Raw genomic sequence first — 23,468 nt, 5'->3', positions numbered from 1 at the left:
GTCCCGCGCTTCGTGTCCCGTCCCCCGCCCGTACCGCGCCGCCCTTGCCCGCCGCGCCGGACTCCTCTCGTCCCTCCCCCACACCGCCATCATCGCCGTTGCCGCCACCCGACACCGCCGGTACGCCCTTCCTCGGTGTGTCAGAAACCCCTCACCCACCCCGTTGATCATGAGGTTAGCGGCAGGTTTCGCGATCAACATCGCCGCTAACCTCATGATCAACGAGGGAGACCCCGAGAGGGGTGGGTCAGCCCATGTTGGCCAGGAAATCGCTGTAGAAGAGGCCCAGGGCGATGGCTACGCCGATGCCGGCGATGATCCAGAAGCGGACCACGATGTTGACCTCGCTCCAGCCGGCCAGTTCGAAGTGGTGCTGGAGGGGGGACATGCGGAACACCCGCTTGCCGGTGGTCTTGAAGGAGATGATCTGGATGACCACCGACATCGTGATGATCACGAACAGTCCACCGATGATCGGCAGCAGCAGGATGGTGCGGGTGGACATCGCCATGCCGGCGATCAGCCCACCGAGACCGAGCGCCCCGGTGTCGCCCATGAAGATCCGGGCCGGTGAGGTGTTCCACCACAGGAAACCCACACAGGCCCCGGCCGCCGCCCCGGCGATCAGCGCGATCTCCAACGGGTCCCGGACGGTGTAGCAGTAGTTGTTCGGGTTCGCGGTGTACGCCGGGTCGGCGCACCAGTGCCGGTACTGCCAGAAGGCGATCACCGCGTACGCGCCGAGCACCATCACCGAAGCCCCGGTGGCCAGGCCGTCGAGTCCGTCGGTGAGGTTGACACCGTTCGTCGCCGCCATCACCACGAAGATGAAAATGATCACTGCGCCGATCTTGGTGACGTCCAGCGCCGGGATGTCCCGGATGAAGCTCAACGTCGTGCTGCCGACCGTCTCGGTGTTGGTCACCGCGCCGGAGGCGTCGGTCATGGTGGACGGAAAGTAGAGCGCGACCGCGCCGAACGCCGCGCCGACCAGGATCTGCCCGAGCAGCTTGCCGCGCGCGCTGAGGCCGCCGCTGTGCCGCTTGCGCACCTTGAGGAAGTCGTCGATGAACCCGACGGCGCCGGAGAAGACCATCAGCCCGAGCAGCACCAGCGCGGTGATGGTCGGCTCGACCTGGGCGATCTGCTTGTCCGGCAGCGTGGTCAGCGCCAGGTGCCCGGCGACGTACGCGATGACGGTGGCGAGGATGAACACCACCCCGCCCATGGTCGGGGTGCCCTTCTTGCCCTGGTGCATCTGCGGGCCCTCGGCCCGGATCGGCTGACCGGCCTTCAGCCGCGTGAAGACCTTGATCGCGATCGGGGTGCAGAACAGCGAGACGAGGAAGGCCACCCCGATGGCCACGATGACCGCTCTCACGCCACGCCACCCCCGGCCGCCGGGTCAGCCGGGCCGTCGGCGGTGGCGTCGGCGCGCAGCGCGTCGGCCACCTCCCAGGTCCGGTACCGGGAGCCCTTCACCAGGACGACATCGCCCGGCCGTAGCTCGCTGCGCAGCACCTCGACGGCCGCCGCCTGATCGGTGAGCAGCACCGATCCTCCTCCCCATTCACCTACCGATGTCGCCCCGTGGTGGATCGACGCCGCCGCTTCGCCGACCACAAGCAGCCGGTCGACGCCCAGCTCGGCCGCGAGCCGGCCCACCTCGGCGTGCCCCTGCGCCTCGAACTCGCCCAACTCGGCCATGTAGCCGAGCACCGCGACAGTACGCCGTCCGTCACCGACACCGGCCAGCGCCCGCAGCGCCACCGCCATCGACGCCGGGTTGGCGTTGTACGAGTCGTCGATCACGGTCACCCCGTCGGCGCGTTCGAAGACGTCCATCCGACGGGTGGAGACCAGCCCGAGCCCGCCCAGCGCGATGGCCAGCTCGGTCAGCGGCATGCCCAGCTCCCGGGCCACCGCCGCGGCGGCGAGCGTGTTCCAGACCTGGTGCCGGCCGGTCAGCCCGAGCCGCACCGGCGCGCTGCCCTCCGGCGTCACCAGGGTGTACGCGGGCCGCCCGCGCTCGTCCAGCGTCACGTTCTCGGCCCGCACGTCGGCGTGGGCTGCCTCGCCGTAGCGGATCACCCGGGCAGCCGTACGCGCGGCCATGGCGTCCACCCGGGGGTCGTCGGCGTTCAGCACGGCCAGACCGTCGGCCGGCAGCGCCTCCACCAGCTCGCCCTTTGCCAGCGCGATGTTCTCCTGGGAACCGAACTCGCCGATGTGCGACACCCCGACGTTGAGCACCACGGAGATCCGCGGCGGTGCCACCTCGCACAGGTACCGCACGTGACCGATGCCCCGGGCGCCCTTCTCCAGCACCAGGTAGCGCGTCGACGTACCGGCCTGCAACGCGGTGTACGGGTGACCCAGCTCGTTGTTGAACGACCCGGGCGGCGCCACCGTCTCCCCGAGCCGCGCGGCGAGCTGGGCGATCAGGTCCTTGGTGGTGGTCTTGCCGGAGGAGCCGGTCAGCCCGATCACGGTCAGCTCGGGCAGCCGGTCCACCACGGCACGGGCCAGCCGGGCCATCGCGGCCAGCGCGTCGGCGACCAGGACCATCGGCACGCCGGGCACCTCGCGGGTGCCCAGCACCGCCACCGCGCCCGCCTCGACCGCCCCGGCGGCGAAGTCGTGCCCGTCCGCCTTCTCCCCGGCGAAGGCGACGAAGAGCCCGCCGGAGGTGACCTTGCGGGAGTCGAACTCGACGCTGCCGGTGACCCGCACAGCGGGATCGGCGGCCACCAGCCGGCCGTCGACGGCCGACGCGACCTCGGCCAGGCTCAGCGCGATCACCGCCGACCCGCCAGACCGCCGTCGGCCTCGCCGCGCTGATCGAGGTCGGGCTCGCCGCGCTGGCTGCCCTCGGCGTCGTCGCTCTGGCTGAGGTCCCCGAAGCGGGCCCGCAGGGCGTCCGCGAGTTCGGTCACGTCGTCGAACGGGTGCACCTCGCCGCCGATCTCCTGGCCACGTTCGTGTCCCTTGCCGAGCACCGCCACCACGTCGCCGGGAGCGGCCAGCCGGACCGCCTCGTCGATCGCCGCCCGACGCCCGGCCACCTCCAGGATCCGGGCCGGCGCGTCGGCCCCGTACGCCCCGGCGAGCACCTCGGCGCGGATCGCCGAGGGTTCCTCGGTGCGCGGGTTGTCGTCGGTCACCACCACCACGTCGGCTCCCTTCGCGGCCGCGGCACCCATCATCGGCCGCTTGCCCCGGTCCCGGTCGCCACCCGCGCCGATCACACAGATCAGCCGGCCGACGCTGAGTTCCCGCAGCGCGGCCAGCGCGGCCACGACAGCGTCGGTCTTGTGCGCGTAGTCGACCACCCCGCGCACCCCGCCGGCCACGCCCACCGACTCCAGCCGGCCGGGCACCCCACCGCAGGCGCTCACGCCCCGGGCCGCGACCGCCGGGTCGATCCCGGCGGCGACCAGGACGGCGATGGCGAGCAGGGCGTTCGACACGTTGTGCCGGCCGGGCAGCGCCACCTGGGCGGCCAGCGTCAGGCCGTCCGGGCCGTGCGCGGTGAACCGCTGGGCGTACCCCTCGCCGCCGATGCCCTCGGCCCGCCAGGTGGCGGCCGGGTCGCCGGCCGCCGAGAAGCTGACCGTGTCCGGCTTGAACAGCGACTGCAACGCCGGGTCGTCCTGGTTGAGCACCTCGACCGCGCAGCGGCCGTCGAACAGTCGGGCCTTGGCGGCGAAGTAGTCCGCGGCGTCGGCGTGGAAGTCGAGGTGGTCGGAGCCGAAGTTGCTCCAGCCGCCCACGGTGAACCGCACGCCGCCGACCCGGCCCATCGCCAGGGCGTGGCTGGAGACCTCCATGACCACCGCGGTGACCCCGCGTTCGCGGGCAGCGGCCAGCATCGCGTGCAGGTCGGTGGCCTCGGGCGTGGTCCGGACGCTGTCCACCACCAGGTCACCGAGGCGGGTCTCCACGGTGCCGATCAGGCCGGTGGTGTGCCCGGCGGCCCGCAGCCCCGACTCGACGAGGTACGCGGTGGAGGTCTTGCCGGCGGTGCCGGTCAGCCCGATCACGATCAACTGGGCGGTCGGGTCGCCGTAGACCGCCGAGGCGAGCGGGCCGAGCACCGCGCGCGGATCGGGCACCACCAGCACCGGCAAGCCGCTCGCGCCTGCCCGCTCGGCACCGGTCGGATCGGTCAGGACGGCGACCGCCCCGGCCGCCGCCGCACCGGCGACGAACTCCGCGCCGTGCCGGCGGGCACCGGGCAGCGCGGCGTACAGGTCGCCGGGGCGGACCTCGCCGCTGGCGTGAGTCACCCCGGTCACCACCGGGTCGCCACTGGTAGGGGGCGCCACGGCGAGCCGGGCGGCCAGGTCACCGAGCCGGATTCCGGTCACGGTACGGGGACGAGGATTGCCGCGCACGGCGTCAGACCCTACCCGGTCGCCGGGTCCCGGCCGCACGGCGCGCCTGAAACTCCGCCTCCGGAGTCGAACCGCAGGTACCAGCCACGCCGGTGACCCGGCCCGATTACCGAACGGGAACTTTCGGTCGCGCCGCGTCGTTACGGGAAGACCGTGAACTTCGGTGCCGGCCCACTCGACGGCGGCACCTTGAAATGGCGCAGGGTGAAGGTCATCATTTCCCGGAACGCCGGCGCGGCCACATCGCCGCCGCTGCCCTCGGGGCTGTGCAGGAAGACCGCGATCACATAGCGCGGGTTCTCCGCCGGCGCCATCCCGATGAACGAGGCGACCTGGCCGGGCTGCTTCTTGCCGTCCACCAGCCGCCAGCCGGTGCCGGTCTTGCCGGCGACCCGGTAGCCGGGGACCGCGGCGGCCAGCCCGGTGCCGTGCTCCACGGTGGTGACCGCCTCCAGCATGGTCCGCAGCGCCTTGGCGTTCTCCGGGCTGAGCACCGGACGGGTCACCGGCGGCTCGGCCGGGGTCCGGTTGCCCTTCGGGTCGATGGTCTCCTTGACCAGGTGCGGCTGGACGTACGTGCCGTCGTTGGCGATGGCGGCGTACACGGCGGCCATCTGCAACGGGGTGGCGTCCACGCTGTGCCCGATCGGCACCGACCCGTACGACGAGCCGCTCCACTCCTCCGGCGGCAGCAGCCGCCCGCTCGCCTCGCCGGGCATACCGACCCCGGTCGGCTCACCCAGCCCGAACCGCCGCTGGTAGTCGATCAGGCGTTCCTGGCCGAGCTTCTCGGCGATCTCGATCGTGCCGACGTTGGAGGAGTACGCCATCATCCCGGCCACGCTCATCCGCCGGCCGTTCGCGGGACGGGTGTCCGAGAACGGGGTGTCGCCCTTCATGACGAAGTTGGCCACCGGGAAGGAGGTGTCCGGGGTGATGGCTCCCTCCTGGAGGGCGGCCCCGAAGGTGATCGCCTTGTGCACCGAACCCGGGTCGACCACGAAGCTGGTGGCCGCGTCCTCCCGGTCGGTCGGGTCGCTGGGCTGCGGCTTCGCCGCGTTGTACGTGGGGTGGCTGGCCTGGGCCAGCACCTCGCCGGTGCCCACCTCGAGCACTATCGCCGCGGCGGTGCTGGCCTGCGCCGCCCTGGCCTGCTTGGCGAGGATCCGCTGGGTCATGAACTGCAGGTCACGGTCGGTGGTGAGCACGATGGAGCTGCCCGGCTTGGCCGGGGTGGTGCGGCTGTAGCCGCCGGGGATGGGTGCGCCCAGGCCCATCTCGAACACCCGCTCGCCGTCCTCGCCGTGCAGCAGGTCGTCGTAGCGCGCCTCCAGCCCTTCCAGCCCGACCATGTCGAGGCTGGTGAAGCCGATCAGGTTGGCCGCCAGGTCGCCGCCGGGCACCTCGCGCCGCTCATCGCGCAGCGTGTAGATGCCGGACAGCTTCAGCGTGTTGATCTCGCGGGCCCGGTCGATGTCCACCCCCCGGGCCAGGTACTCGAACCGCGAGTCCACGCCGTTGCGCTTGCGGGGACGCATCTTCTCGGCGAGTTCCGAGGCCGGGACGCCCAGCAGCGGGGAGAGGGTCCGCGCGGTCGCCTCGACGTCCTCCACCTCGGTCGGGTCGGCGGAGACGTAGCGTGCCTCGACGCTGTGCGCCAGCGCGGCGCCGTCCCGGTCGTAGATCGCCCCGCGCGGCGCGGGCAGCTGCACGGTCCGCAGCCGGTCGGCCACGCCGCCGTCGGCGTACGCCGGAGTGTCGACCGCCTGGAGCACGACGAGCCGGACGCCGATCGCGACGAACAGGGCCATGGCCAGCGCGGTGCCCAGCCGCAGCCGGCGGCCGGGGTCGGCGAGCCTCGGCGGCGTGGGACGTCGGCGGGACGGCCGGCGGGCGGGCGGGCGGTCGCCGCGCCGTGACTCGCGGGCACCGCCGGATCGTGGCTGGCGGGTCGGCCGTGGTTCGCGGGCACCGCTGCCGCGCCGAGCGGTGTTCGCCGGCTCGTCGCGGGGCGGGCGACCGGTGACGGTGCGGACGACCGTGGTGCGCCCGGCTCCGCCGTCCCGGCGGGTCGTACCGACCTGCCGGTTGCCGGCCCGGGCGGCGCCGGACCGGCCGCCGTCGAGTACCTGCAACGCCGGCCGGAACGGATCCTGCGACCGGCCGCCGCGGGGAGTGCGCCGCTGTTCGGCCCGGCCGGCGGCGGCCGGGCCACCGTCCTCCCGCAGAGTGCGGCCCCGAGGGGTGTACGCGCGGGCGTCGGAGATGCCGCCCAGGACCGGCTCGTCGCTGCGCTCTCCGGCAGGACGGGGCGGGCCGGACGCGCCACGGGACGAACCGCGCCGGGAGCCTGTGGCGTCCCGGCGCGGTTCCTCCGACCTCGGTGGCACGGTCTATCCCTCCGCGCCCGACTGGCTCGCCAGCGACGGCTGCCCGCCGGCCGGCTGCGGCACGAAGATCAGCTTGCCGTCCGGCAGCCGGATGTAGGCCGGCTCGCTGGACTCGACCAGCCCCAACTTGCGGGCCTGGGCGGCCAGGTTGCCCGGCGCCTCGGCATCGGCGATCTGCTTCTTCAGCTGCTGCTGCTCCTGGTCGAGCTTGGCCTGCTGCTCCTGCAACTCCAACAGCCGGAAGGCGTTCTCGTTGATCTTCGTGTTGACCGCCAGGATGCCCAGTACCCCGCCGACGACCAGCAGCACCACGAGCGCCGCGAAGGGCGCCCGGGGCACCCGCACCGGCGGCGGCGGGGCGACCCGCAGCCGCGGCGACTCGGCCCGCTGCGGGTCGGCGGCACCGACCCGCTCGACCGGCCGCAGCGCGGCGCTGCCCTGGGTGGGAAACTCGCGCGCCCCCCGGGCGCGAGTCTCCGCCAGCCGGCTCACCCGCTCGACGTGGGCGTCCTGCCCGGTCCTGCCGGCCCGCTCCGCCGCGATCCGGCCCCCCGACCGCGGTACGCGCTGCCCGGCGCCGGCCACGTCCCGGCGCTTGATTCCGCTCATGTTCCCTCCCCCTCTTCGTCCGTCGTCTCCCCCGGCCCCCGCTGCGGATCCGATCCGGATCCGGTGGCCGATCCCGTCCCCGGTTGGTGCATCGCCTTGACCCGGCGGCGGTACCGTTCGCGGTCGGTACGCCCCTGTCGCCGGGCCTGCGGGTCGATCCGTTCCGCGGCCCGCAGCCGCACCGAAGCGGCCCGCGGATTCGCGGCGACCTCCTCCTCCCCGGGCAGCTCCGCGCCCCGGCTGAGCAGCCGGAACGTCGGCTCTGACCCGGGCAGTTCGACCGGAAGGTCGATCGGACCCGTGCTGCGGACCCGGCCGGCGAGCGCCTGCTTGGTGAGCCGGTCCTCCAGCGAGTGGTAGGAGAGCACCACCAGGCGACCACCGACCGAGAGCCGGTCCAGAGCGGCCGGCAGCGCGGTCTCCAGCGCTGCCAGTTCCCTGTTTACCTCGATCCGCAAAGCCTGAAACGTTCTCTTTGCCGGGTGTCCGCCGGTTCGTCGGGCTGGAGCCGGAATGGCCTCCCGGACCAGCTCCGCCAACCGCGCCGAGGAGGTGATCGGGGCCCGCTCCCGCTCCCGGATGATCGCCGAGGCGACCCGCCCGGCGAACTTCTCCTCGCCGTACACCCGCAGCACCCGGGCCAGGTCCGGGTGGGCATAGGTGTTGACCACCTCCTCGGCGGTCACCCCCCGGGTCTGGTCCATCCGCATGTCCAGCGGCGCGTCCTGCGCGTACGCGAACCCGCGGTCGGGCGCGTCGAGCTGCAACGAGGAGACACCCAGGTCGAACAACACGCCGTCCACGGTCGGGTAGCCCAGCCGGTCGAGCACCTCGGGCAGCTCGTCGTAGACGGCGTGCTCCAGGTGGACCCGATCGGCGAACCGCGCCAGCCGCACCCGCGCGTGGGCGAGCGCCTCGGTGTCCCGATCCAGGCCCACCAGAATCGTCTCCGGATGGGCCTGCAACACCGCCTCGGCGTGGCCGGCCAGCCCCAGCGTGGCGTCGACGTGGACGGTGCGCCCGCCCCGGCCCAGTGCGGGGGTCAGCAGCTCAAGACACCGCTCAAGCAGCACCGGCACGTGCGTGCCGCGTAGCTCCCCCATGTCGCCCCCCACCCGTTGACCCTTCTCGTTTTCCCGCGTCCTGCTCGTCGGGCGACGCCGTGCCGTCGTACCGCCAGATCCCCATCCGCTCCCCGCCCGCCCGTCAGGCCACGGCCCTCCGTGTCGGATCGTGCGCCTGGCACCGGGGAAGGGATGCCAGGAACTCGAAAGCGGCTGGAGATCTCGCAGTACGTCGTCGGGCGTCGCCACGCCCTACAGACCGCCTGGCAGCACCCCTTCCTCGATGTCGGCGAAGTCGTCTTCGCTCTCGGCGAGGTAGGTCTCCCAGGCGACCTTGTCCCAGACCTCCACCCGGGTGCTCGCGCCGATGACCACCAGGTCCCGGTCGAGCCCCGCGTACGAGCGCAGGTGCGCCGGGATGGTCACCCGGCCCTGCTTGTCGGGGACTTCGTCGTGCGCGCTGGCGAAGAACACCCGGCTGTAGGCCCGGGCGGCCTTGTGCGTCATCGGCTGCGCGCGCAACTGCTCCGCGATGCGCTGGAACTCGGGCGTCGGAAAGACGTAGAGACAGCGCTCCTGCCCTTTGGTGATCACGACACCCCCCGCCAGCTCATCCCGGAACTTGGCCGGCAGGATCAACCGGCCCTTGTCGTCCAGGCGCGGAGTGTGAGTGCCGAGGAACATCGGCCCAACCCCCTCGCCCTTCTAGCGGCGTTCGCGCGCCGCTGACCCCCCGGGCCGGTGGGCCCTCCCGGCCTCACCAATGCGCCCCACTCTACTCCACTTCCCTCCACCCGCAACCAGAATCGACCGCGTTTCGCGCCTCCTCCGCCGACAAAACCGCACGTCAAAGCGGGTGGAGCGGAGTGGAGGGCCCGCACCGGCGCCGGACCGCGTCCGCTATCCGACATAGATCGACTCCGGTCGGCCGGCGCCGCCGATCCGGATGCGGCGCGCCACCGACCCGAGTGGATCGTCGTCGGTGGCGATCTGGGACCTCCGGTGGTCCGGTAACCTCGCTCGCGTGACAGACGCGAAGATGCCCCTGCGGGCGAAGGTGGCCAGTTCCGTGTCACGGACCGCCGCGGCGCTGTCGCGGGCCGCGGGCCGTGGCGACGGCTCGGTGATCGGCGGCTGGATCGGCTTGAAGATCGATCCAGACCTGCTCGCCCACCTGTCCGCCGGACGGGCCATCGCCCTGATCTCCGGCACCAACGGCAAGACGACCACCACCCGGCTGGCCGCCGCGGCGGTCAGTGCCCTCGGCAGGGTCGCCACCAACTCGTTCGGCGCCAACATGCCCACCGGGCACACCTCCGCCCTGGCCAAGGCCGGCAGCACCCCGTACGCCGTGCTGGAGGTCGACGAGCACTACCTCGCGCAGGTGATCGAGGCGACCGAGCCGCACGTGGTGGCGCTGCTCAACCTCTCCCGCGACCAGCTGGACCGGGCCAAGGAGGTCGCCATGATGGCGCAGCTCTGGCGCTCGGCGCTGGCCCGCCACCCGGACATCCGCATCGTCGCCAACGCCGACGACCCGATGGTGGTCTGGGCGGCCACCCCGCCGGCCGCACACGACCAACGGATCGCCCCGCCGCACGTCACCTGGTTCTCCGCCGGCCAACGGTGGCACGACGACTCGTGGGTCTGCCCCGAGTGCGGCGCGACCATCCAGCGTTCCGGCGAGCAGTGGTGGTGCACCGGCTGCCCGCTGCGCCGGCCCGATCCGCAGTGGACCGTGGACGACGAGGGCGTCCTCGATCCGACCGGCGCCTGGTACAAGGTCAAGCTCCAACTCCCGGGCAAGGTCAACGTCGGCAACGCGGCCACCGCCCTGGCGGTCGCCGCCGAGTTCGGCGTACGCCCGTTCGACGCGGTCCCCCGCCTCTCCGACGTCACCTCGGTCGCCGGCCGGTACGCCCAGGTGGTACGGGACGGACGCACCGTCCGGCTGCTGCTGGCCAAGAACCCGGCCAGCTGGCTGGAGGCGTTCGACATGGCCGACGAGGCGCCCACCCTGCTCTCCATCAACGCGCGTGACCCCGACGGGCTGGACACCTCCTGGCTGTTCGACGTCGACTTCGCTCCGCTACGCGGGCGCCAGGTGCTCATCACCGGCGACCGGGCGTACGACCTGGCGGTCCGGTTGGACGTCAACGACGTGCCGTTCCAGCACGTCCGCACGTTCGACGAGGCCGTCCGGGCGGTGCCGCCGGGCCGCCTGGAGGTCATCGCGAACTACACCGCGTTCCAGGACATCCGAGCGGAGTTGGACCGTGTCAACTGAGACCCTGCGCATCGTCTGGATCTACCCGGATCTGCTCTCCACCTACGGCGACCGGGGCAACGTGCTGATCCTGGCCCGGCGGGCGCGCCAGCGCGGTTTCCGGGTCGAGGTGTTGGAGGTCCGCTCCGACCAGCAGCTTCCCAACACCGCCGACATCTACCTCATCGGCGGCGGCGAGGACGGACCACAGGCGCTCGGCGCGCAACGCCTGCTCGCCGACGGCGGGCTGCACCGGGCAGTGGCCCAGGGCTCGGTGGTCTTCGGCGTCTGCGCCGGCTACCAACTGCTCGGCACCTCGTTCTTCGCCAAGGGCACCCAGTACCGCGGGCTGGAACTGCTCGACATCAGCTCGGACCGGGGCCCCAGCCGGGCGGTCGGCGAGCTGGCCGGCGACATCGACGCCCGGCTGGGACTGCCGCCGCTGAGCGGCTTCGAGAACCACGGCGGCCGTACCCTCCTCGGTCCCGGCGCGGCCCCGCTGGCCCGGGTCACCGCCGGGGTCGGCAACGACGGCACCACCGAGGGGGCATGGCGGGGCAAGCTGCTCGGCACGTACTCGCACGGGCCGGCGCTCGCCCGCAACCCGGCGCTGGCCGACCTGCTGCTGCGCTGGGCCACCGGCGTGCACCAGCTCCCGCCGCTGAACGACACCTGGTTCGACCGGCTACGCACCGAGCGCCGAGCCGCAGTGGCCGCCGCCGCCCGGCCATGATCCCCGCCGCCCGGCGGCTGCTGGGCCGGTGGTCACGAGACCCCGGCACAACCCCGCCCGGCGGCGCCGGTCAGATGGGCCGGCAGCCCGGACGGCGCGACCTCCGCCTCGTCGCGAGGCCGGCGGCGGTCCGGTTCGGGCTGCTGCTGCTCCTGCTGGCCGGGTTCGGGCTGCTGCTGCTGGTGGGGCCGCGCCCCGACCCGTCGGCGCTGCCTCAGTTGGCCGACGGGTTGGGTCGGCTCGCCCCGTTCGCGGCCGTCCTCGGCGGAGCGCTGCTGCTGGTGGCGCTGGTGCCCCGCACGTTCATCACGCTCGCCGCCGGGGCGGTCTTCGGTCCGCTGGCGGGCGCCGGATACGCGCTGGGCGCCGCCCTGCTGGCGGCGGCGATCGGCTTCGCCGTGGGCCGGCTGCTGGGGCGGGACTTCGTCGCCGAACGTGTCCGGGGCCGACTGGCCCGGCTGGACCGCTGGTTCACCCGGCAGAGCGTGCTCGGCGTGATCACCGTACGGCTGCTGCCCATCTCCGGCTTCGGCCTGGTCAGCTACGGCTACGGCACCACCGGCGCCCGCCTGCTGCCGTTCCTCACCGGCAGCGTGCTCGCCTCCGTGCCGACCGCCTTCGGCTACGCGGCCATCGGTGCCGCCGTCACCTCCCCCGGCGGAATCAACTGGTTCGCCGCCACCCCCGCCGCGCTGGGCTTCATCGCCAGCGCAATCCTGATCGCCCGCTGGTGGCACGCCGAACGCCGCCGTCGCCCCGCCCCCACCTGACCCCCACCCACGTCGAGATCCGCGCAACGTCGGGCAAAGTGCGGCCTCCCGGCAGGGTCGAGGCAGCACTTTCCCCGAAGTTGTTGCCCACGATCGGTCAATGGGGTGGGCCGACCAGGCCGGTTTCGTAGGAGGCGATGACCAGGTGCGCGCGGTCCCGGGCGTTGAGCTTGGTGAAGAGCCGGGCCACGTGGGCCTTCGCGGTCGCCATCGGTGATAGTCATCGACAACCTCACCAAGCGGTACGGCAAGCGCACCGCCGTCCGTGACCTGACCTGCACCGTGCGACCCGGCAGGGTCACCGGTTCTCTCCGGCCAACGGCGCCGGGAAGTCCACCACCCTGCGAATGATCCTCGGTCTGCCCCCACCGCCGGTTCGGCGACGATCGACGGGATCGAGTTCCGCCGCCGGAGTCGGGGCCTGCGACACGTCGGGTGCCCTGCTCGACGCCGGCGACGTGCATGGCAGGCACACCACAACGGCCCACCTCGGCGCGCTGGCCCGCAGCAACCGCATACCGCCGGCCAGGGTGGCGGAGGTGCTGCACGAGGTGGGTCTCGCCGACGGTCCGCTCCGCGACGCCTTCCCCGAGGCGGGATACCTGTTCTTGGGTCACCACCACGGTCGGGGCGATGACGATCGTCGGGGAGTACGGCAACGGCCTGATCCGGGCCAGCTTCGCCGCCGTGCCGGCGCGCCGGTCGGTGGTGGCGGCGAAGGCCGTCGTACTCGCCGGGGTGATGCTCGCCCTGGGCACGCTCACCGCGGCGAGTTCGTTCGGGGTGTCCCAGACGATCCTGGCCGATCGGGACGCGCACTGGGCGCTCGGCGATCCCGGGGTGCTCCGGGCCCTGGCCGCGACCGCCCTGCTCGCGCCCGTCTGCGCGCTGATCGGCATGGGGCTGGGCGCCCTGATCCGACACACTCCGGCCAGCGTCGGCGCGGCCCTGGCCGTGCTGGTCCTGCTGCCCATGGCGGTGGACAGCGACCGGATCCGATGGGTGGCGGAGGTGGCGATCGCCGGTCGTCGTGCACCGCCGCGAACCGTGATCCGGTGTTAAGAAGGGGCCCCTCCTATGCACGAGGCGTTAAGAAGGGGCCCCTCCTTTCACAGCACCACGGAGACCATGCGGCCGGCGACGACGATGACCTTGCGGGGTTCCTTGCCGGCCAGGGCGCCGGCCACGGCCGCCAGCGCCTGCTCCCGCACGGCCTGCTCGGCGGCGTCGGCGGGGACCTCGATCCGACCGCGGACCTTGCCGTTGACCTGCACCGGGTAGGTGACCGTCTCGGCGACCAGCAGGGCCGGGTCGGCGACCGGGAAGTCGACGTAGGTCAGTGAGGTGTCGTGCCCCAGCCGCCGCCACAGCTCCTCGGCGATGTGCGGGGCGACCGGCGCCAGCATCAGCACCAGCGGCTCGGCCACCTCGCGCGGGGTCGCCGGCAGCCGGGTCGCCGCGTTGGTCAGCTCGATCAGCTTGGCGATGGCGGTGTTGAACCGGATCCCCGCCATGTCGCCCCGGACACCGTCGATCACCTTGTGCAGCAGTCGCCGGGCCGCCTCGTCGGCCGGGGTGTCCACCACCCGCGACTCGCCGGTCTGCTCGTCGACGATCGTCCGCCAGACCCGTTGCAGGAACCGGTACGAGCCCACCACGGCCCGGGTCTCCCAGGGGCGGGACACCTCCAGCGGACCCATCGACATCTCGTACACCCGGAACGTGTCGGCACCGTAGGCGGCGCACATCTCGTCCGGGGTGACCACGTTCTTCAGGGACTTGCCCATCTTGCCGTACTCGCGGTTGACCTGGACGTCGCCCAGGAACCAGCCGCCGTCACGCTCGGCGACCTCCTCAGCCGGCACGTACGCGCCCCGGGCGTCGGTGTACGCGTACGCCTGGATGTAGCCCTGGTTGAACAGCTTGCGGAACGGCTCGAAGCTGGAGACGTGGCCCAGGTCGTACAGCACCTTGTGCCAGAACCGGGCGTACAGCAGGTGCAGCACGGCGTGCTCGGCGCCACCGACGTACAGGTCCACGCCGCCGCAGTCGCCCTCGTCGCGCGGGCCCATCCAGTACCGCTCGTTGTCCGGGTCGACGAACCGCTCGCTGTTGGCCGGGTCCAGGTAGCGCAGCTCGTACCAGCAGGAGCCGGCCCACTGCGGCATCACGTTGGTCTCCCGGGTGTAGCGCTTCGGCCCGTCACCCAGGTCCAGCTCGACCTCGACCCAGTCCCAGCGGCGCGACAGCGGTGTCTCCGGGTCGCTGTTCGCGTCCTGCGGGTCGAAGGTGCGCGGCGAGAAGTCGTCCACCTCGGGCAGCTCGACCGGCAGCATCTCGTCCGGCAGCGCGATGGCGGCGCCGTCGGCGTCGTACACGATGGGGAACGGCTCGCCCCAGTAGCGCTGCCGGCTGAACAGCCAGTCCCGCAGCCGGTAGGTCACCGCGCCCTGGCCGGCGCCCTCGGCCTCCAGCCACTCGATGATCCGGGCCTTGGCGTCGGCCACCCCCAGGCCGTTCAGGTCCAGGCCGCGCTCGGGTGCGGCGCTGTTGACCGCCGGGCCCTCCCCGGTGTACGCCTTGCCGTCGAAGCCCTCCGGCGGCTGCACGGTACGCACGATCGGCAGCTCGAAGACTTCGGCGAAGTCCCAGTCCCGCTCGTCCTGGGCGGGCACCGCCATGATCGCGCCGGTGCCGTAGCCGGCCAGCACGTAGTCGGCGATGAAGATCGGGATCCGCGCGTCGGTGGCCGGGTTGGTGGCGTACGCGCCGATGAAGACGCCGGTCTTCTCCTTGGTCTCGGTCTGCCGCTCGACGTCGGTCTTGGCCGCCGCCGCCTTGCGGTACGCCTCCACGGCCCCGCGGGGGCTGGCGTGCCCGCCGGTCCACGCCGGGCGGGTGCCCTCCGGCCAGGCCGCCGGCACCAGCTCGTCCACCAGTTCGTGCTCCGGTGCCAGGACCATGTAGGTGGCGCCGAAGATGGTGTCCGGCCGGGTCGTGAACACCCGGATCGGCGCGATCGTGGTCGAGAAGTCGATGTGCGCGCCGGTGGAGCGGCCGATCCAGTTGCGCTGCATCAGCTTGATCGGCTCGGGCCAGTCCAGCTTGTCCAGGTCGTCCAGCAGCCGGTCGCCGTACGCGGTGATCCGCATCATCCACTGCTTCAGGTTGCGCTTGAAGACCGGGAAGTTGCCCCGCTCCGAGCGGCCGTCGGCGGTGACCTCCTCGTTGGCCAGCACCGTGCCCAGCCCCGGGCACCAGTTCACCGGTGCCTGCGAGACGTACGCCAGGCGGTGGTCGTCGACGATCCGGCGGCGCTCGGCGGGCGACAGCTCGGCCCACGGGCGGCCGTCCGGGGTCGGCCGGGCGCCGGCGTCGAACTCGGCGATCAGCTCACTGATCGGCCGGGCCCGACCGGCGTCGCGGTCGTACCAGGAGTTGAAGATCTGCAGGAAGATCCACTGGGTCCAGCGGTAGAAGTCGGTGTCGATGGTCGCGACCGAACGCCGCTCGTCGTGGGCCAGCCCCAGCCGGCGCAACTGCGCCCGGTAGCGCTCGATGTTCGCCTCGGTGGTGGTCCTCGGGTGGGTGCCGGTCTGCACCGCGTACTGCTCGGCGGGCAGGCCGAACGCGTCGAAGCCCATCGCGTGCAGCACGTTGCGCCCCGCCATCCGCTGGTAGCGGGCGAAGCAGTCGGTACCGATGTAGCCCAGCGGGTGCCCCACGTGCAGCCCCGCGCCCGATGGGTAGGGGAACATGTCCAGCACGTACAGCTTCTCGGCTTCGGAGCGCGGATGGGCCGGGTCGGCCAGCGGGCCGGTCGGGTTCGGCGCGTGGAAGCTGCCCTGCCGCTCCCAGTAGTCCTGCCAGTGGCGTTCGATCTCGTCGGCCAGCACTGCGGTGTACCGGAACGGCGGGCTGTCGCTCGTGGCTGCCTCGGTCATGGCCTTCTCCTCGCGTCGCTCGGCGGAGTCTGTCCCCTGCTGGCTGTGGTCCCGTGTCTCGTGCTTCGGCCGGCCCGCCGTGGCCGGAAGCGGGCAGCGGCCGGAAGCGGGCACGAAAAAGCCCCTCACACAGGAGGGGCCGCCGTGCTGTGGCGCGTTCAGCGCGTCAGCACGGCCCGGTAAGAAGCAGGAAGACTCCGGCCATGTCGGCAGTGTACCGCCACCGGCGGCACGGCCGCCGCCCACTATCCGCCGGCGGCGGCTCACCCCGCTGGCGGAGTGGCTCGGGCGGCCGCATTACCCGGCACAGTCGCCGACATGCGTTCCGTGAATGACAAATCACTGCGTAACCGGTCAAACACCTGCGCCGGTCGGCGTGGACGACAAACATGGTTAGCCTGAGAGGCCAGTGAGATTGCTGCGGCAGACGAGGCTCGGACGTCGCGAACCCAACGACGGGTCCAGGTGCTCTTTACAGAGCTGCCGTGACGGCGACGGAGGAGGAGGCCCGTGACACAACAGACCTGGGACGAAGTTGGCGGACTGCTGCCGCACGACGAGTTCCGCGCCGCCAGTGACGCAATCGTGGCCAACATCGAACAGGTCATCGAGGGCAAGACCGCCACCGTACGGCTGGCTTTGGCCGTCCTGCTCGCCGAGGGTCATCTGCTCATTGAGGACGTACCCGGGGTCGGCAAGACCAAGCTGGCCAAAGCCCTCGCGCGGTCGATCGACTGTTCGGTACGTCGCATCCAGTTCACTCCCGACCTGCTGCCCAGCGACGTCACCGGGGTCAGCGTCTACAACCAGGAGACGCACGACTTCGAGTTCCGTCCGGGCGCCGTCTTCGCCAACCTGGTGGTCGGTGACGAGATCAACCGAGCCTCGCCGAAGACCCAGTCCGCGCTGCTGGAGTGCATGGAGGAGCGGCAGGTCACCGTCGACGGGGTGACCTACCAGCTACAGACCCCGTTCATGGTGATCGCGACGCAGAACCCGATCGAGATGGAGGGGACGTACCCGCTGCCGGAGGCGCAGCGCGACCGGTTCACCGCCCGGATCGCGATGGGCTACCCCGACCCGATCGCCGAGCTGGCCATGCTCGACGGCCACGGCGCGGTGGACCCGCTGGCGGCGCTGCAGCCGGTCTCCGACGCCGAGACCGTCCGCCGGCTGATCGGCCACGTCCGGCAGGTGCACGTCGCCGACGCGGTGAAGGAGTACGCCGTCGACCTGGTCACCGCCACCCGCGAGTCGCCCGACCTGCGGCTGGGCGCGTCCCCCCGATGCACGCTGCAGATGCTGCGCACCGCCCGCGCGGTGGCCGCCCTCGACGGACGCGACTACGTGCTCCCGGACGACCTCCAGGTGCTCGCCGTGCCGGTGCTGGCGCACCGTCTCATCCCCACCGCCGACGCCCAGCTCGCCCGGCGTACCACCGACGCGATCATCGCCGACCTGGTGCACCGGCTGCCGTTGCCGCACGACCGCAAGCGCTCGCCGTACGACAACCGCCCGTCGGGCGGCAACGGCCGGGCCGCGTTCGAACCGCGGAGGCCGTGACGTGCGTGCCGGGCTGCGCGGACTGACCACCCGCGGCCGTTCCTTCCTGGCCGCGGCGGTCGCGGCGGCCATCTCCGCCGGCATCCTCGGCGAGAAGGACCTGCTGCGGGTGGCCGTGCTGCTGGCCGTCCTGCCGCTGCTCGCCGCGCTCTACGTCGGCCGTAGCCGGTACAAGCTGGCCTGCCACCGGTCGCTGGAACCGCACCGGGTGCCGGTCGGCGCCAGCGCCCGGGTGGTGCTGCGGTTGCAGAACATGTCCCGGCTGCCCACCGGCACCCTGCTGCTGGAGGACCGACTCCCGTACGCGCTGGGCAGCCGACCTCGGGTGGTGCTCGAGCGGCTCGGCGCGCACCAGGCCAGTTCGGTGGCGTACACCGTGCGGGCCGACGTGCGCGGCCGGTACGAGGTCGGCCCACTGGTGGTCCGGATGACCGACCCGTTCGGGCTGTGCGAACTCACCCGCGCGTTTCCCGGCATCGACCGGCTCACGGTGGTCCCGCAGGTGGCGCCGTTGCCATCGGTGCGGCTGGCCGGCGCGTACACCGGCAGCGGTGAGAGCCGGGCCCGCTCGGTCGCGGTGCACGGCGAGGACGACGCGGCGACCCGTGAGTACCGGCGCGGCGACGACCTGCGCCGGGTGCACTGGAAATCCACCGCGCGCACCGGCGAGCTGATGGTGCGGCGCGAGGAGCAACCCTGGGAGAGCCGGGCCACGGTCCTGCTGGACACCCGGGCGTACGGCCACCGGGGCGACGGCCCGACGGCCAGCTTCGAGTGGGCGGTGTCGGCGGCCGCCAGCATCACCGTCCACCTGCGTCAGGCCGGCTACAAGCTGCGCCTGGTCACCGGTTCCGGCGGGGACGTCGACGCGGGCGAGGGCACCGGTGACGGGCTGCTGCTCGATCACCTCGCCGAGGTCCGACTGGACCAGCGGGTCGAGATCACCACACTGATCCAGCACGTTCGGCAGCGGGCCGACGGCGGCCTGATCATTGGCCTGTTCGGGTCGTTGAGCAGCGCCGAGGCGGAGCTGCTCGCCGGCCTGCGGGCCAACGGCGCCACCTGCGTGTGCTTCCTGCTGGACAGCTCCGCCTGGCTCAACCTGCCGGCGCACGCCCGTGCCGAGGCCGACCAGGCACACGACACCGCCGCGCTCGCCCTGCTGCAGTCCGGCTGGCGGGTGATCGGCATCAGCCACGGAGACCGGCTGCCGGCGATCTGGCCGCAGGCGGGACGGGGCTCCCAGGGGTTCGCCCTCCGCGCGGCGATGGCCGAGACGGTGGCGAGTGCCGTGCGATGAACGGAAGGTCCCCCTCATGATCGCCCACCGAAACCTGGGCCTGGTGTCCGCCGCCGCGACGCTGCTCGCCGCCGCGCCGCTGTCGGCCATCTTCGAACGTTGGACGTGGCTGGTCCAGGCCGTCATCGCGGTGGCCGCGGTTGCCGCAGCGGCGGCGCTGGCCCGGCTCGGCCGGACCCCGACCTGGGCCCAGATCCTGGCCATGGTCGGCGGCCTCATCCTCGCCCTGACCTGGCTGTTCCCCAGCGGTGACGAGTTGTTGGCCGTGCTGCCCACCCCGGCCACCTTCGGGCACTTCGCCGAGCTGATCATCGGCTCCGGCGAGGATATGCGCTCGCGCAGCGTGCCGGTCCCGGACACCGATCCGCTGCTGTTCGTCACGGTGCTCGGCGTGGGCGCGGTGGCGGTGCTGGTGGACGTGCTCTGCGTCGGGCTCCGTCGGCCCGCCCTGGCCGGGCTGCCGATGCTGGCCATCTACTCGGTGCCGGTGGCGGTCCACGTGGAGAGCGTCCCCCCGGTGCCGTTCGCGATCGGCGCCGCCGGCTTCCTCTGGCTGCTGGTCACCGACAACGTGGACCGCGTACGCCGGTTCGGCCGACGGTTCACCGGCGACGGCCGCGACGTCGACGTCTGGGAGGCGTCGCCGCTGTCCGCCGCCGGGCGCCGGTTGGCTGTGGTCGGTCTCGCGCTGGCCGTGCTGGTGCCGCTGGCCGTGCCCGGGATGACCGCGGGCCTGATGAGCACCCTGAACTCCGGTGCGGGCGCCGGCTTCGGCGGACCGGGTCTGGGCGGCTCGCCCGGGCGGGTCGACCTCTTCGCCGCGCTCAGCGGACGGCTCAACCAGTCCGAGGTGACCGACCTGCTGAAGGTCACCACCACCGAGAAGGAACCGTTCTACCTGCGTTTCGGGGTCGCCGACGACCTGCGCGCGGACGGGTTCCGGGTACGCGGCCCGAGCGGCCAGCGGGTCACCGGCGACCTGCCCGACCCGGCGAGGCGGACGCTGCCCGGTATCGAGCGGACCCGGCACCGGGCCACCGTGGAGGTGAGCCGCGACCTGGACATGCGGCTGCTGCCGGTCTACGCCGAGCCGGTCGGCTTCGCCGAACTCGGTAACAGCTGGCACTACGATCCGAACCTCCAGGTCGTCTTCTCGAACCGGGAGAACTCCCGGGGCCGGACGTACTCGTTCGACTATGTGCGGTCGGTGTACACCCCGCAGGCGCTGCGCGGGGCGCAGCCGCTGCCGGCCGACCTGCCGCTACGCGCACAGCAGACCGTCACCCCCGACGTGCCCGAGGTGGCGGAGCTGGTGGCGGAGCTGATCCGGGGCAAGCGCACCGAGTACGACAAGGTGCGCGCCATCTACGACTACTTCTCCGAGGACAACGGCTTCACCTACCAGCTGAACACCGAGCAGGGCACCAGCGGGCAGCAGATCCTCGACTTCCTGGAGAACAAGGCCGGCTTCTGCCAGCAGTACGCCGCGGCGCTGGCGTGGATGGTCCGGAACGCCGGCATCCCGGCCCGGGTCGCGTTCGGCTTCACCAACGGCAACCGGCGCACCGGTGACACCTTCACCCTGACCAACCGGAACCTGCACGCCTGGACGGAGGTCTACTTCGACCAGGTCGGCTGGGTGCCGTTCGACGCCACCCCGACCTACGGCGTGCCCGGTTCGGCCCGCTCGGCCTGGGCGCCGAACACCGACGCGCCGGAGGAGTCGACGCCGCAGCCCGGCGCGGCGGACACGCCCGACGAGTCCGACCCGTCGGCCGGCCCGGACCGCGGACCGAACCGGTTCGAGGAGGGTGTCGACCCGGGCGCGATCGCCGGTGACGGCACTCCGGTGCGGTCGACGCCGGTCTGGCCCTGGTTCGCGGCCCTCGGCGTCCTGGCGGTGCTCGCCCTGCTCGCCGTTCCCGCGCTGCGCCGGCTCGCCCTGCGCCGTCGCCGGGGTCGGCCGGCGCCGACGTTCCGCACGGTCGACGCGCCGGACCCGGACTCCACCGACACGGGTCAGCCGGTCGTGGTGGTCGGCGTTGATCCGGACCGGGCGCGGGCGGATGCGCACGCGGCCTGGGACGAGTTGATCGACACGCTGGTCGACTACCGGGTCCGGGTGGACCGGACGGAGACGCCACGGTCGACCGCCGAGCGGCTGGCCGGCGAGCCGTTGCGCGCCGACGCCGCCGCCGGAACGGCGGTCCGCCTGCTCTGTCGGGCGGAGGAGCGGGCCCGCTACGCGCGGGACCCGTTGACCGGGGAACCCCTGCCGGCGGCCCTGCGCACGGTGCGCGACGCGCTGGCCGGTCAGGCCGATCGGCGTACCCGGCTGATGGCGACCGTGTTGCCGCCGTCGGTGCTGCACCGCTGGCGGACCGCCGTCGCGGACACCTCGGCGCGGCTGGTGGCCTCCGGTGGGCGGCTGCGGTACCGGCTGCTGCGGTTCAGCCCGCGCCGGCTGATCGCCAACCGCACGGGACGCTGAGCCGACCGCACGGGACGACGCTGAGCCGACCGCACGGGACGACGCTGAGCCAACCGCACGGGAGGCCGAGCGGCCGAACGACGACCGGGCCGGCGATGGGACTTGCACCCCATCGCCGGCCCGACATCGGAATCAGCGGTGGCCCTCCGGGCGCTGCCGCCACCGGTCCTCCAGCCGGTCGATGAGCCCCGGCCGCCGCCCGCCGGCCCGACCCCGGGACCGGCGACGACTCGCCGTGCCGCCGACGACGTGCAGGTCGGGTGACTGCGCCCGGCGGTGCGACTGCACCGCGAAGGCTGCCGATGCCAACATCACAACGAATCCCGCCACCGCCAGCGGCGGAGTCTTGATCACCGCGCCATAGACCAACAGCGCCAGGCCAGCGATGATCACGCCGGCAGCGACGAGCAGGCGACGCCGCGCGTGGAAACGCGGGTCGCTGGCACGCACGGCCGAGGCGAACTTGGGGTCCTCGGCAAGCGACCGCTCGATCTGCTCGAACAGCCGCTGCTCGTGCTCCGAGAGCGGCACGGCACTCCTCCCCGGTCACGTTGGTCGGCCCGGTCGGACCGACAGACCGTGGCAGCCAACCGGCTGCTTACCCGCAAGTCTACGAGGGGCCTCGCGCGTCGGAAAGCGGGACGACCTATGGCCGGGTCGGATTTTCGTTTTGTCGCGGATCGCGCCCGGTGAGCAGACTGGCCGGTCCTATGACGGACCGCCCGAAACGGGCAGCCGCCGCGTCGGCGACGGCCTCCGCCTCCCGCCAGCCCCGCTCGGGCGCGCCGAGGGCGAGTTGCCGGGGCGTCGTCTCCGCCGCGGTGAGACCCTCGGCGCGTACGCCGACGAGGCGGATCAGCTCACCGGCAGGCAGAACGGTGAAGAGGGACCATGCCGTGTCGAACATCTCACGAGCGACATCGGTGGGGACGCCCAGGGTGCGCGAGCGGGTGACGGTCCGAAAATCGGCCATCCGCACCTTGACCGAGACCGTCCGCCCCACCTGCCCGGCGGCGCGCAGCCGGGCACCGACCTTCTCGGCCAGCGCGAGCAGTGCGCGCCGGATCTCGTCCGGGTCGCCGACGTCGACGTCGAAGGTGACCTCCGCGCCGATCGACTTCTCCGCCTGCTCCGGGCTGACCCGGCGCGGGTCCCGCCCGGCGGCCAGCTCGTGCAGGTGCGCCGCGGCCGCCTCGCCGAGCGCGGTACGCAGCATGCCGAGCGGCGCCGCCGCGAGGTCGCCGACCGTCCGCAGACCGAGCCGCAGCAACGCCTGCTCGGAGCGCTCCCCGACCCCCCACAGGGCGGAGACCGGCAGCGGGTGGAGGAAGTCGAGCGCCCGCGCGGCCGGCACCACGAGCAGACCGTCGGGCTTCGCCCGGGTCGACCCGAGCTTGGCCAGGAACTTGTTCGACGCGACCCCCACCGAGCAGGTCAGCCCCTGCTCCGTCGCGACCCGTTCGCGGATGCGGCGGGCGATCGCCGCGGGCGGGCCGAACAGTCGCCGGGCACCGGCCACGTCGAGGAACGCCTCGTCCAACGAGAGCGGCTCGACCAGCGGCGTGACGTCGCGGAAGATCTGCATGACGGCCCGCGAGGCGGCGATGTAGCGGGTGAAGTCCGGCGGAAGGAAGACCGCGTGCGGGCAGAGGGCACGGGCCCGCATGGTGGGCATCGCGCTGCGTACGCCGTACCGCCGGGCCTCGTAGCTGGCCGAGCTGACCACGCCGCGCGGGCCGACCCCGCCGACCACGACGGCCCTGCCCCGCAGCTCCGGCCGGTGGCGCACCTCCACTGAGGCGTAGAAGGCGTCCATGTCGACGTGCAGGATCGGGCAGCCGGTGTCGTCGGCGTCCGGCCCGAACCGGGGATCATCGCCCCGGGGCACCGACTGGCTGCGACCCATCCGTGCAGGCTAGCGCCCGGGACCGACACTCCGGC

16 protein-coding genes and 1 pseudogene are annotated in these 23,468 nt (G+C 72.8%); 7 read left to right on the top strand and 10 right to left on the bottom strand.

Translation table 11 applies throughout. The features are described from left to right. Nucleotides 1-247 precede the first annotated feature (247 nt). The 7 genes and pseudogenes from mraY to mraZ all read right to left on the bottom strand — a co-directional run bounded on the left by mraY (nt 248) and on the right by mraZ (nt 9,144). Entirely contained in the window at nt 248-1,381 is a 1,134-nt protein-coding gene (mraY, locus tag IEY61_RS11875) for a phospho-N-acetylmuramoyl-pentapeptide-transferase (RefSeq protein WP_189043500.1), read from the bottom strand. Next, on the bottom strand, nt 1,378-2,802 hold the full coding sequence (locus tag IEY61_RS11870) for a UDP-N-acetylmuramoyl-tripeptide--D-alanyl-D-alanine ligase (protein WP_189043498.1): 1,425 nt from the start codon (nt 2,800-2,802) through the stop codon (nt 1,378-1,380). Before IEY61_RS11870 ends, mraY begins: the two co-directional genes overlap by 4 nt. A gap of 92 nt (nt 2,803-2,894) precedes the next feature. Beyond that, nucleotides 2,895-4,436: pseudogene (locus IEY61_RS11865) on the bottom strand (UDP-N-acetylmuramoyl-L-alanyl-D-glutamate--2,6-diaminopimelate ligase); the annotation flags it as partial. A gap of 101 nt (nt 4,437-4,537) precedes the next feature. Then, on the bottom strand, nt 4,538-6,787 hold the full coding sequence (locus tag IEY61_RS11860) for a peptidoglycan D,D-transpeptidase FtsI family protein (protein ID WP_189043495.1): 2,250 nt from the start codon (nt 6,785-6,787) through the stop codon (nt 4,538-4,540). A gap of 3 nt (nt 6,788-6,790) precedes the next feature. Beyond that, nucleotides 6,791-7,396, bottom strand: a complete 606-nt coding sequence (gene ftsL / locus IEY61_RS11855; RefSeq protein WP_189043493.1) for a cell division protein FtsL — start codon at nt 7,394-7,396, stop codon at nt 6,791-6,793. Further along, nucleotides 7,393-8,499 (bottom strand): 16S rRNA (cytosine(1402)-N(4))-methyltransferase RsmH, encoded by a 1,107-nt coding sequence (rsmH, locus tag IEY61_RS11850; RefSeq protein ID WP_189043491.1) that lies wholly within the window; start codon nt 8,497-8,499, stop codon nt 7,393-7,395. The genes ftsL and rsmH overlap by 4 nt, the downstream gene beginning before the upstream one ends. Nucleotides 8,500-8,712: 213 nt before the next feature. Further along, on the bottom strand, nt 8,713-9,144 hold the full coding sequence (gene mraZ / locus IEY61_RS11845) for a division/cell wall cluster transcriptional repressor MraZ (protein ID WP_119575626.1): 432 nt from the start codon (nt 9,142-9,144) through the stop codon (nt 8,713-8,715). Nucleotides 9,145-9,499: 355 nt separating this feature from the next. Between mraZ and IEY61_RS11840 the strand changes: the two genes are divergently transcribed. The 4 genes from IEY61_RS11840 (at nt 9,500) to IEY61_RS11820 (ending at nt 13,291) form a co-directional block, all read left to right on the top strand. Next, a complete protein-coding gene (locus tag IEY61_RS11840) occupies nt 9,500-10,747 on the top strand; it encodes a MurT ligase domain-containing protein (RefSeq protein ID WP_189043706.1) in 1,248 nt (415 codons plus the stop codon). Next, the gene (locus IEY61_RS11835; protein ID WP_189043489.1) at nt 10,737-11,459 is read left to right on the top strand and encodes a type 1 glutamine amidotransferase; all 723 of its coding nucleotides are present in this window, start codon (nt 10,737-10,739) and stop codon (nt 11,457-11,459) included. Before IEY61_RS11840 ends, IEY61_RS11835 begins: the two co-directional genes overlap by 11 nt. A gap of 74 nt (nt 11,460-11,533) precedes the next feature. Beyond that, nucleotides 11,534-12,229, top strand: coding sequence for a TVP38/TMEM64 family protein (locus tag IEY61_RS11830; RefSeq protein WP_229705849.1), 696 nt, complete (start codon nt 11,534-11,536; stop codon nt 12,227-12,229). A 633-nt stretch (nt 12,230-12,862) separates the two neighbouring features. Further along, nucleotides 12,863-13,291 carry a hypothetical protein gene (locus IEY61_RS11820; RefSeq protein WP_189043485.1) on the top strand — a complete coding sequence of 143 codons (429 nt, stop codon included), beginning with the start codon at nt 12,863-12,865 and terminating at the stop codon, nt 13,289-13,291. Nucleotides 13,292-13,338: 47 nt separating this feature from the next. Here IEY61_RS11820 and leuS read toward each other — a convergent pair whose 3' ends face one another. Continuing rightward, nucleotides 13,339-16,173, bottom strand: coding sequence for a leucine--tRNA ligase (gene leuS, locus IEY61_RS11815; RefSeq protein ID WP_189043483.1), 2,835 nt, complete (start codon nt 16,171-16,173; stop codon nt 13,339-13,341). A gap of 510 nt (nt 16,174-16,683) precedes the next feature. Here leuS and IEY61_RS11810 point away from each other — a divergent pair. From IEY61_RS11810 to IEY61_RS11800, 3 genes are read left to right on the top strand one after another with little or no spacing between them, the layout of a single operon-like run. After that, nucleotides 16,684-17,736, top strand: a complete 1,053-nt coding sequence (locus IEY61_RS11810; RefSeq protein WP_189043481.1) for an AAA family ATPase — start codon at nt 16,684-16,686, stop codon at nt 17,734-17,736. A gap of 1 nt (nt 17,737) precedes the next feature. Beyond that, nucleotides 17,738-19,036 carry a DUF58 domain-containing protein gene (locus tag IEY61_RS11805; protein ID WP_189043479.1) on the top strand — a complete coding sequence of 433 codons (1,299 nt, stop codon included), beginning with the start codon at nt 17,738-17,740 and terminating at the stop codon, nt 19,034-19,036. A gap of 16 nt (nt 19,037-19,052) precedes the next feature. Further along, nucleotides 19,053-21,527 (top strand): transglutaminase TgpA family protein, encoded by a 2,475-nt coding sequence (locus IEY61_RS11800; protein WP_189043477.1) that lies wholly within the window; start codon nt 19,053-19,055, stop codon nt 21,525-21,527. A 132-nt stretch (nt 21,528-21,659) separates the two neighbouring features. On the opposite strand, the gene IEY61_RS11795 is transcribed toward IEY61_RS11800, so the two are convergent. Both IEY61_RS11795 and IEY61_RS11790 read right to left on the bottom strand, forming a co-directional pair. Further along, a complete protein-coding gene (locus IEY61_RS11795; RefSeq protein ID WP_189043475.1) occupies nt 21,660-22,058 on the bottom strand; it encodes an SCO2097 family morphological protein in 399 nt (132 codons plus the stop codon). Nucleotides 22,059-22,173: 115 nt separating this feature from the next. Next, entirely contained in the window at nt 22,174-23,433 is a 1,260-nt protein-coding gene (locus IEY61_RS11790; protein WP_189043472.1) for a DNA polymerase IV, read from the bottom strand. Nucleotides 23,434-23,468: the final 35 nt, after the last annotated feature.

This window comes from Micromonospora sonchi (assembly GCF_014646235.1).
GTDB lineage: Bacteria > Actinomycetota > Actinomycetes > Mycobacteriales > Micromonosporaceae > Micromonospora > Micromonospora sonchi.
Note: the sequence above shows the minus strand (reverse complement) of the source record. Positions and strands in the feature narration are given on the sequence as shown.

Excerpts from the sequence above, each read along its gene's own strand:
- ftsL (WP_189043493.1), bottom strand. The coding sequence starts at position 7,396 with ATGAGCGGAATCAAGCGCCGGGACGTGGCCGGCGCCGGGCAGCGCGTA.
- rsmH (WP_189043491.1), bottom strand. The coding sequence starts at position 8,499 with ATGGGGGAGCTACGCGGCACGCACGTGCCGGTGCTGCTTGAGCGGTGT.
- mraZ (WP_119575626.1), bottom strand. The coding sequence starts at position 9,144 with ATGTTCCTCGGCACTCACACTCCGCGCCTGGACGACAAGGGCCGGTTG.
- IEY61_RS11840 (WP_189043706.1), top strand. The coding sequence starts at position 9,500 with ATGCCCCTGCGGGCGAAGGTGGCCAGTTCCGTGTCACGGACCGCCGCG.
- IEY61_RS11830 (WP_229705849.1), top strand. The coding sequence starts at position 11,534 with ATGGGCCGGCAGCCCGGACGGCGCGACCTCCGCCTCGTCGCGAGGCCG.
- IEY61_RS11820 (WP_189043485.1), top strand. The coding sequence starts at position 12,863 with ATGACGATCGTCGGGGAGTACGGCAACGGCCTGATCCGGGCCAGCTTC.
- leuS (WP_189043483.1), bottom strand. The coding sequence starts at position 16,173 with ATGACCGAGGCAGCCACGAGCGACAGCCCGCCGTTCCGGTACACCGCA.
- IEY61_RS11800 (WP_189043477.1), top strand. The coding sequence starts at position 19,053 with ATGATCGCCCACCGAAACCTGGGCCTGGTGTCCGCCGCCGCGACGCTG.
- IEY61_RS11790 (WP_189043472.1), bottom strand. The coding sequence starts at position 23,433 with ATGGGTCGCAGCCAGTCGGTGCCCCGGGGCGATGATCCCCGGTTCGGG.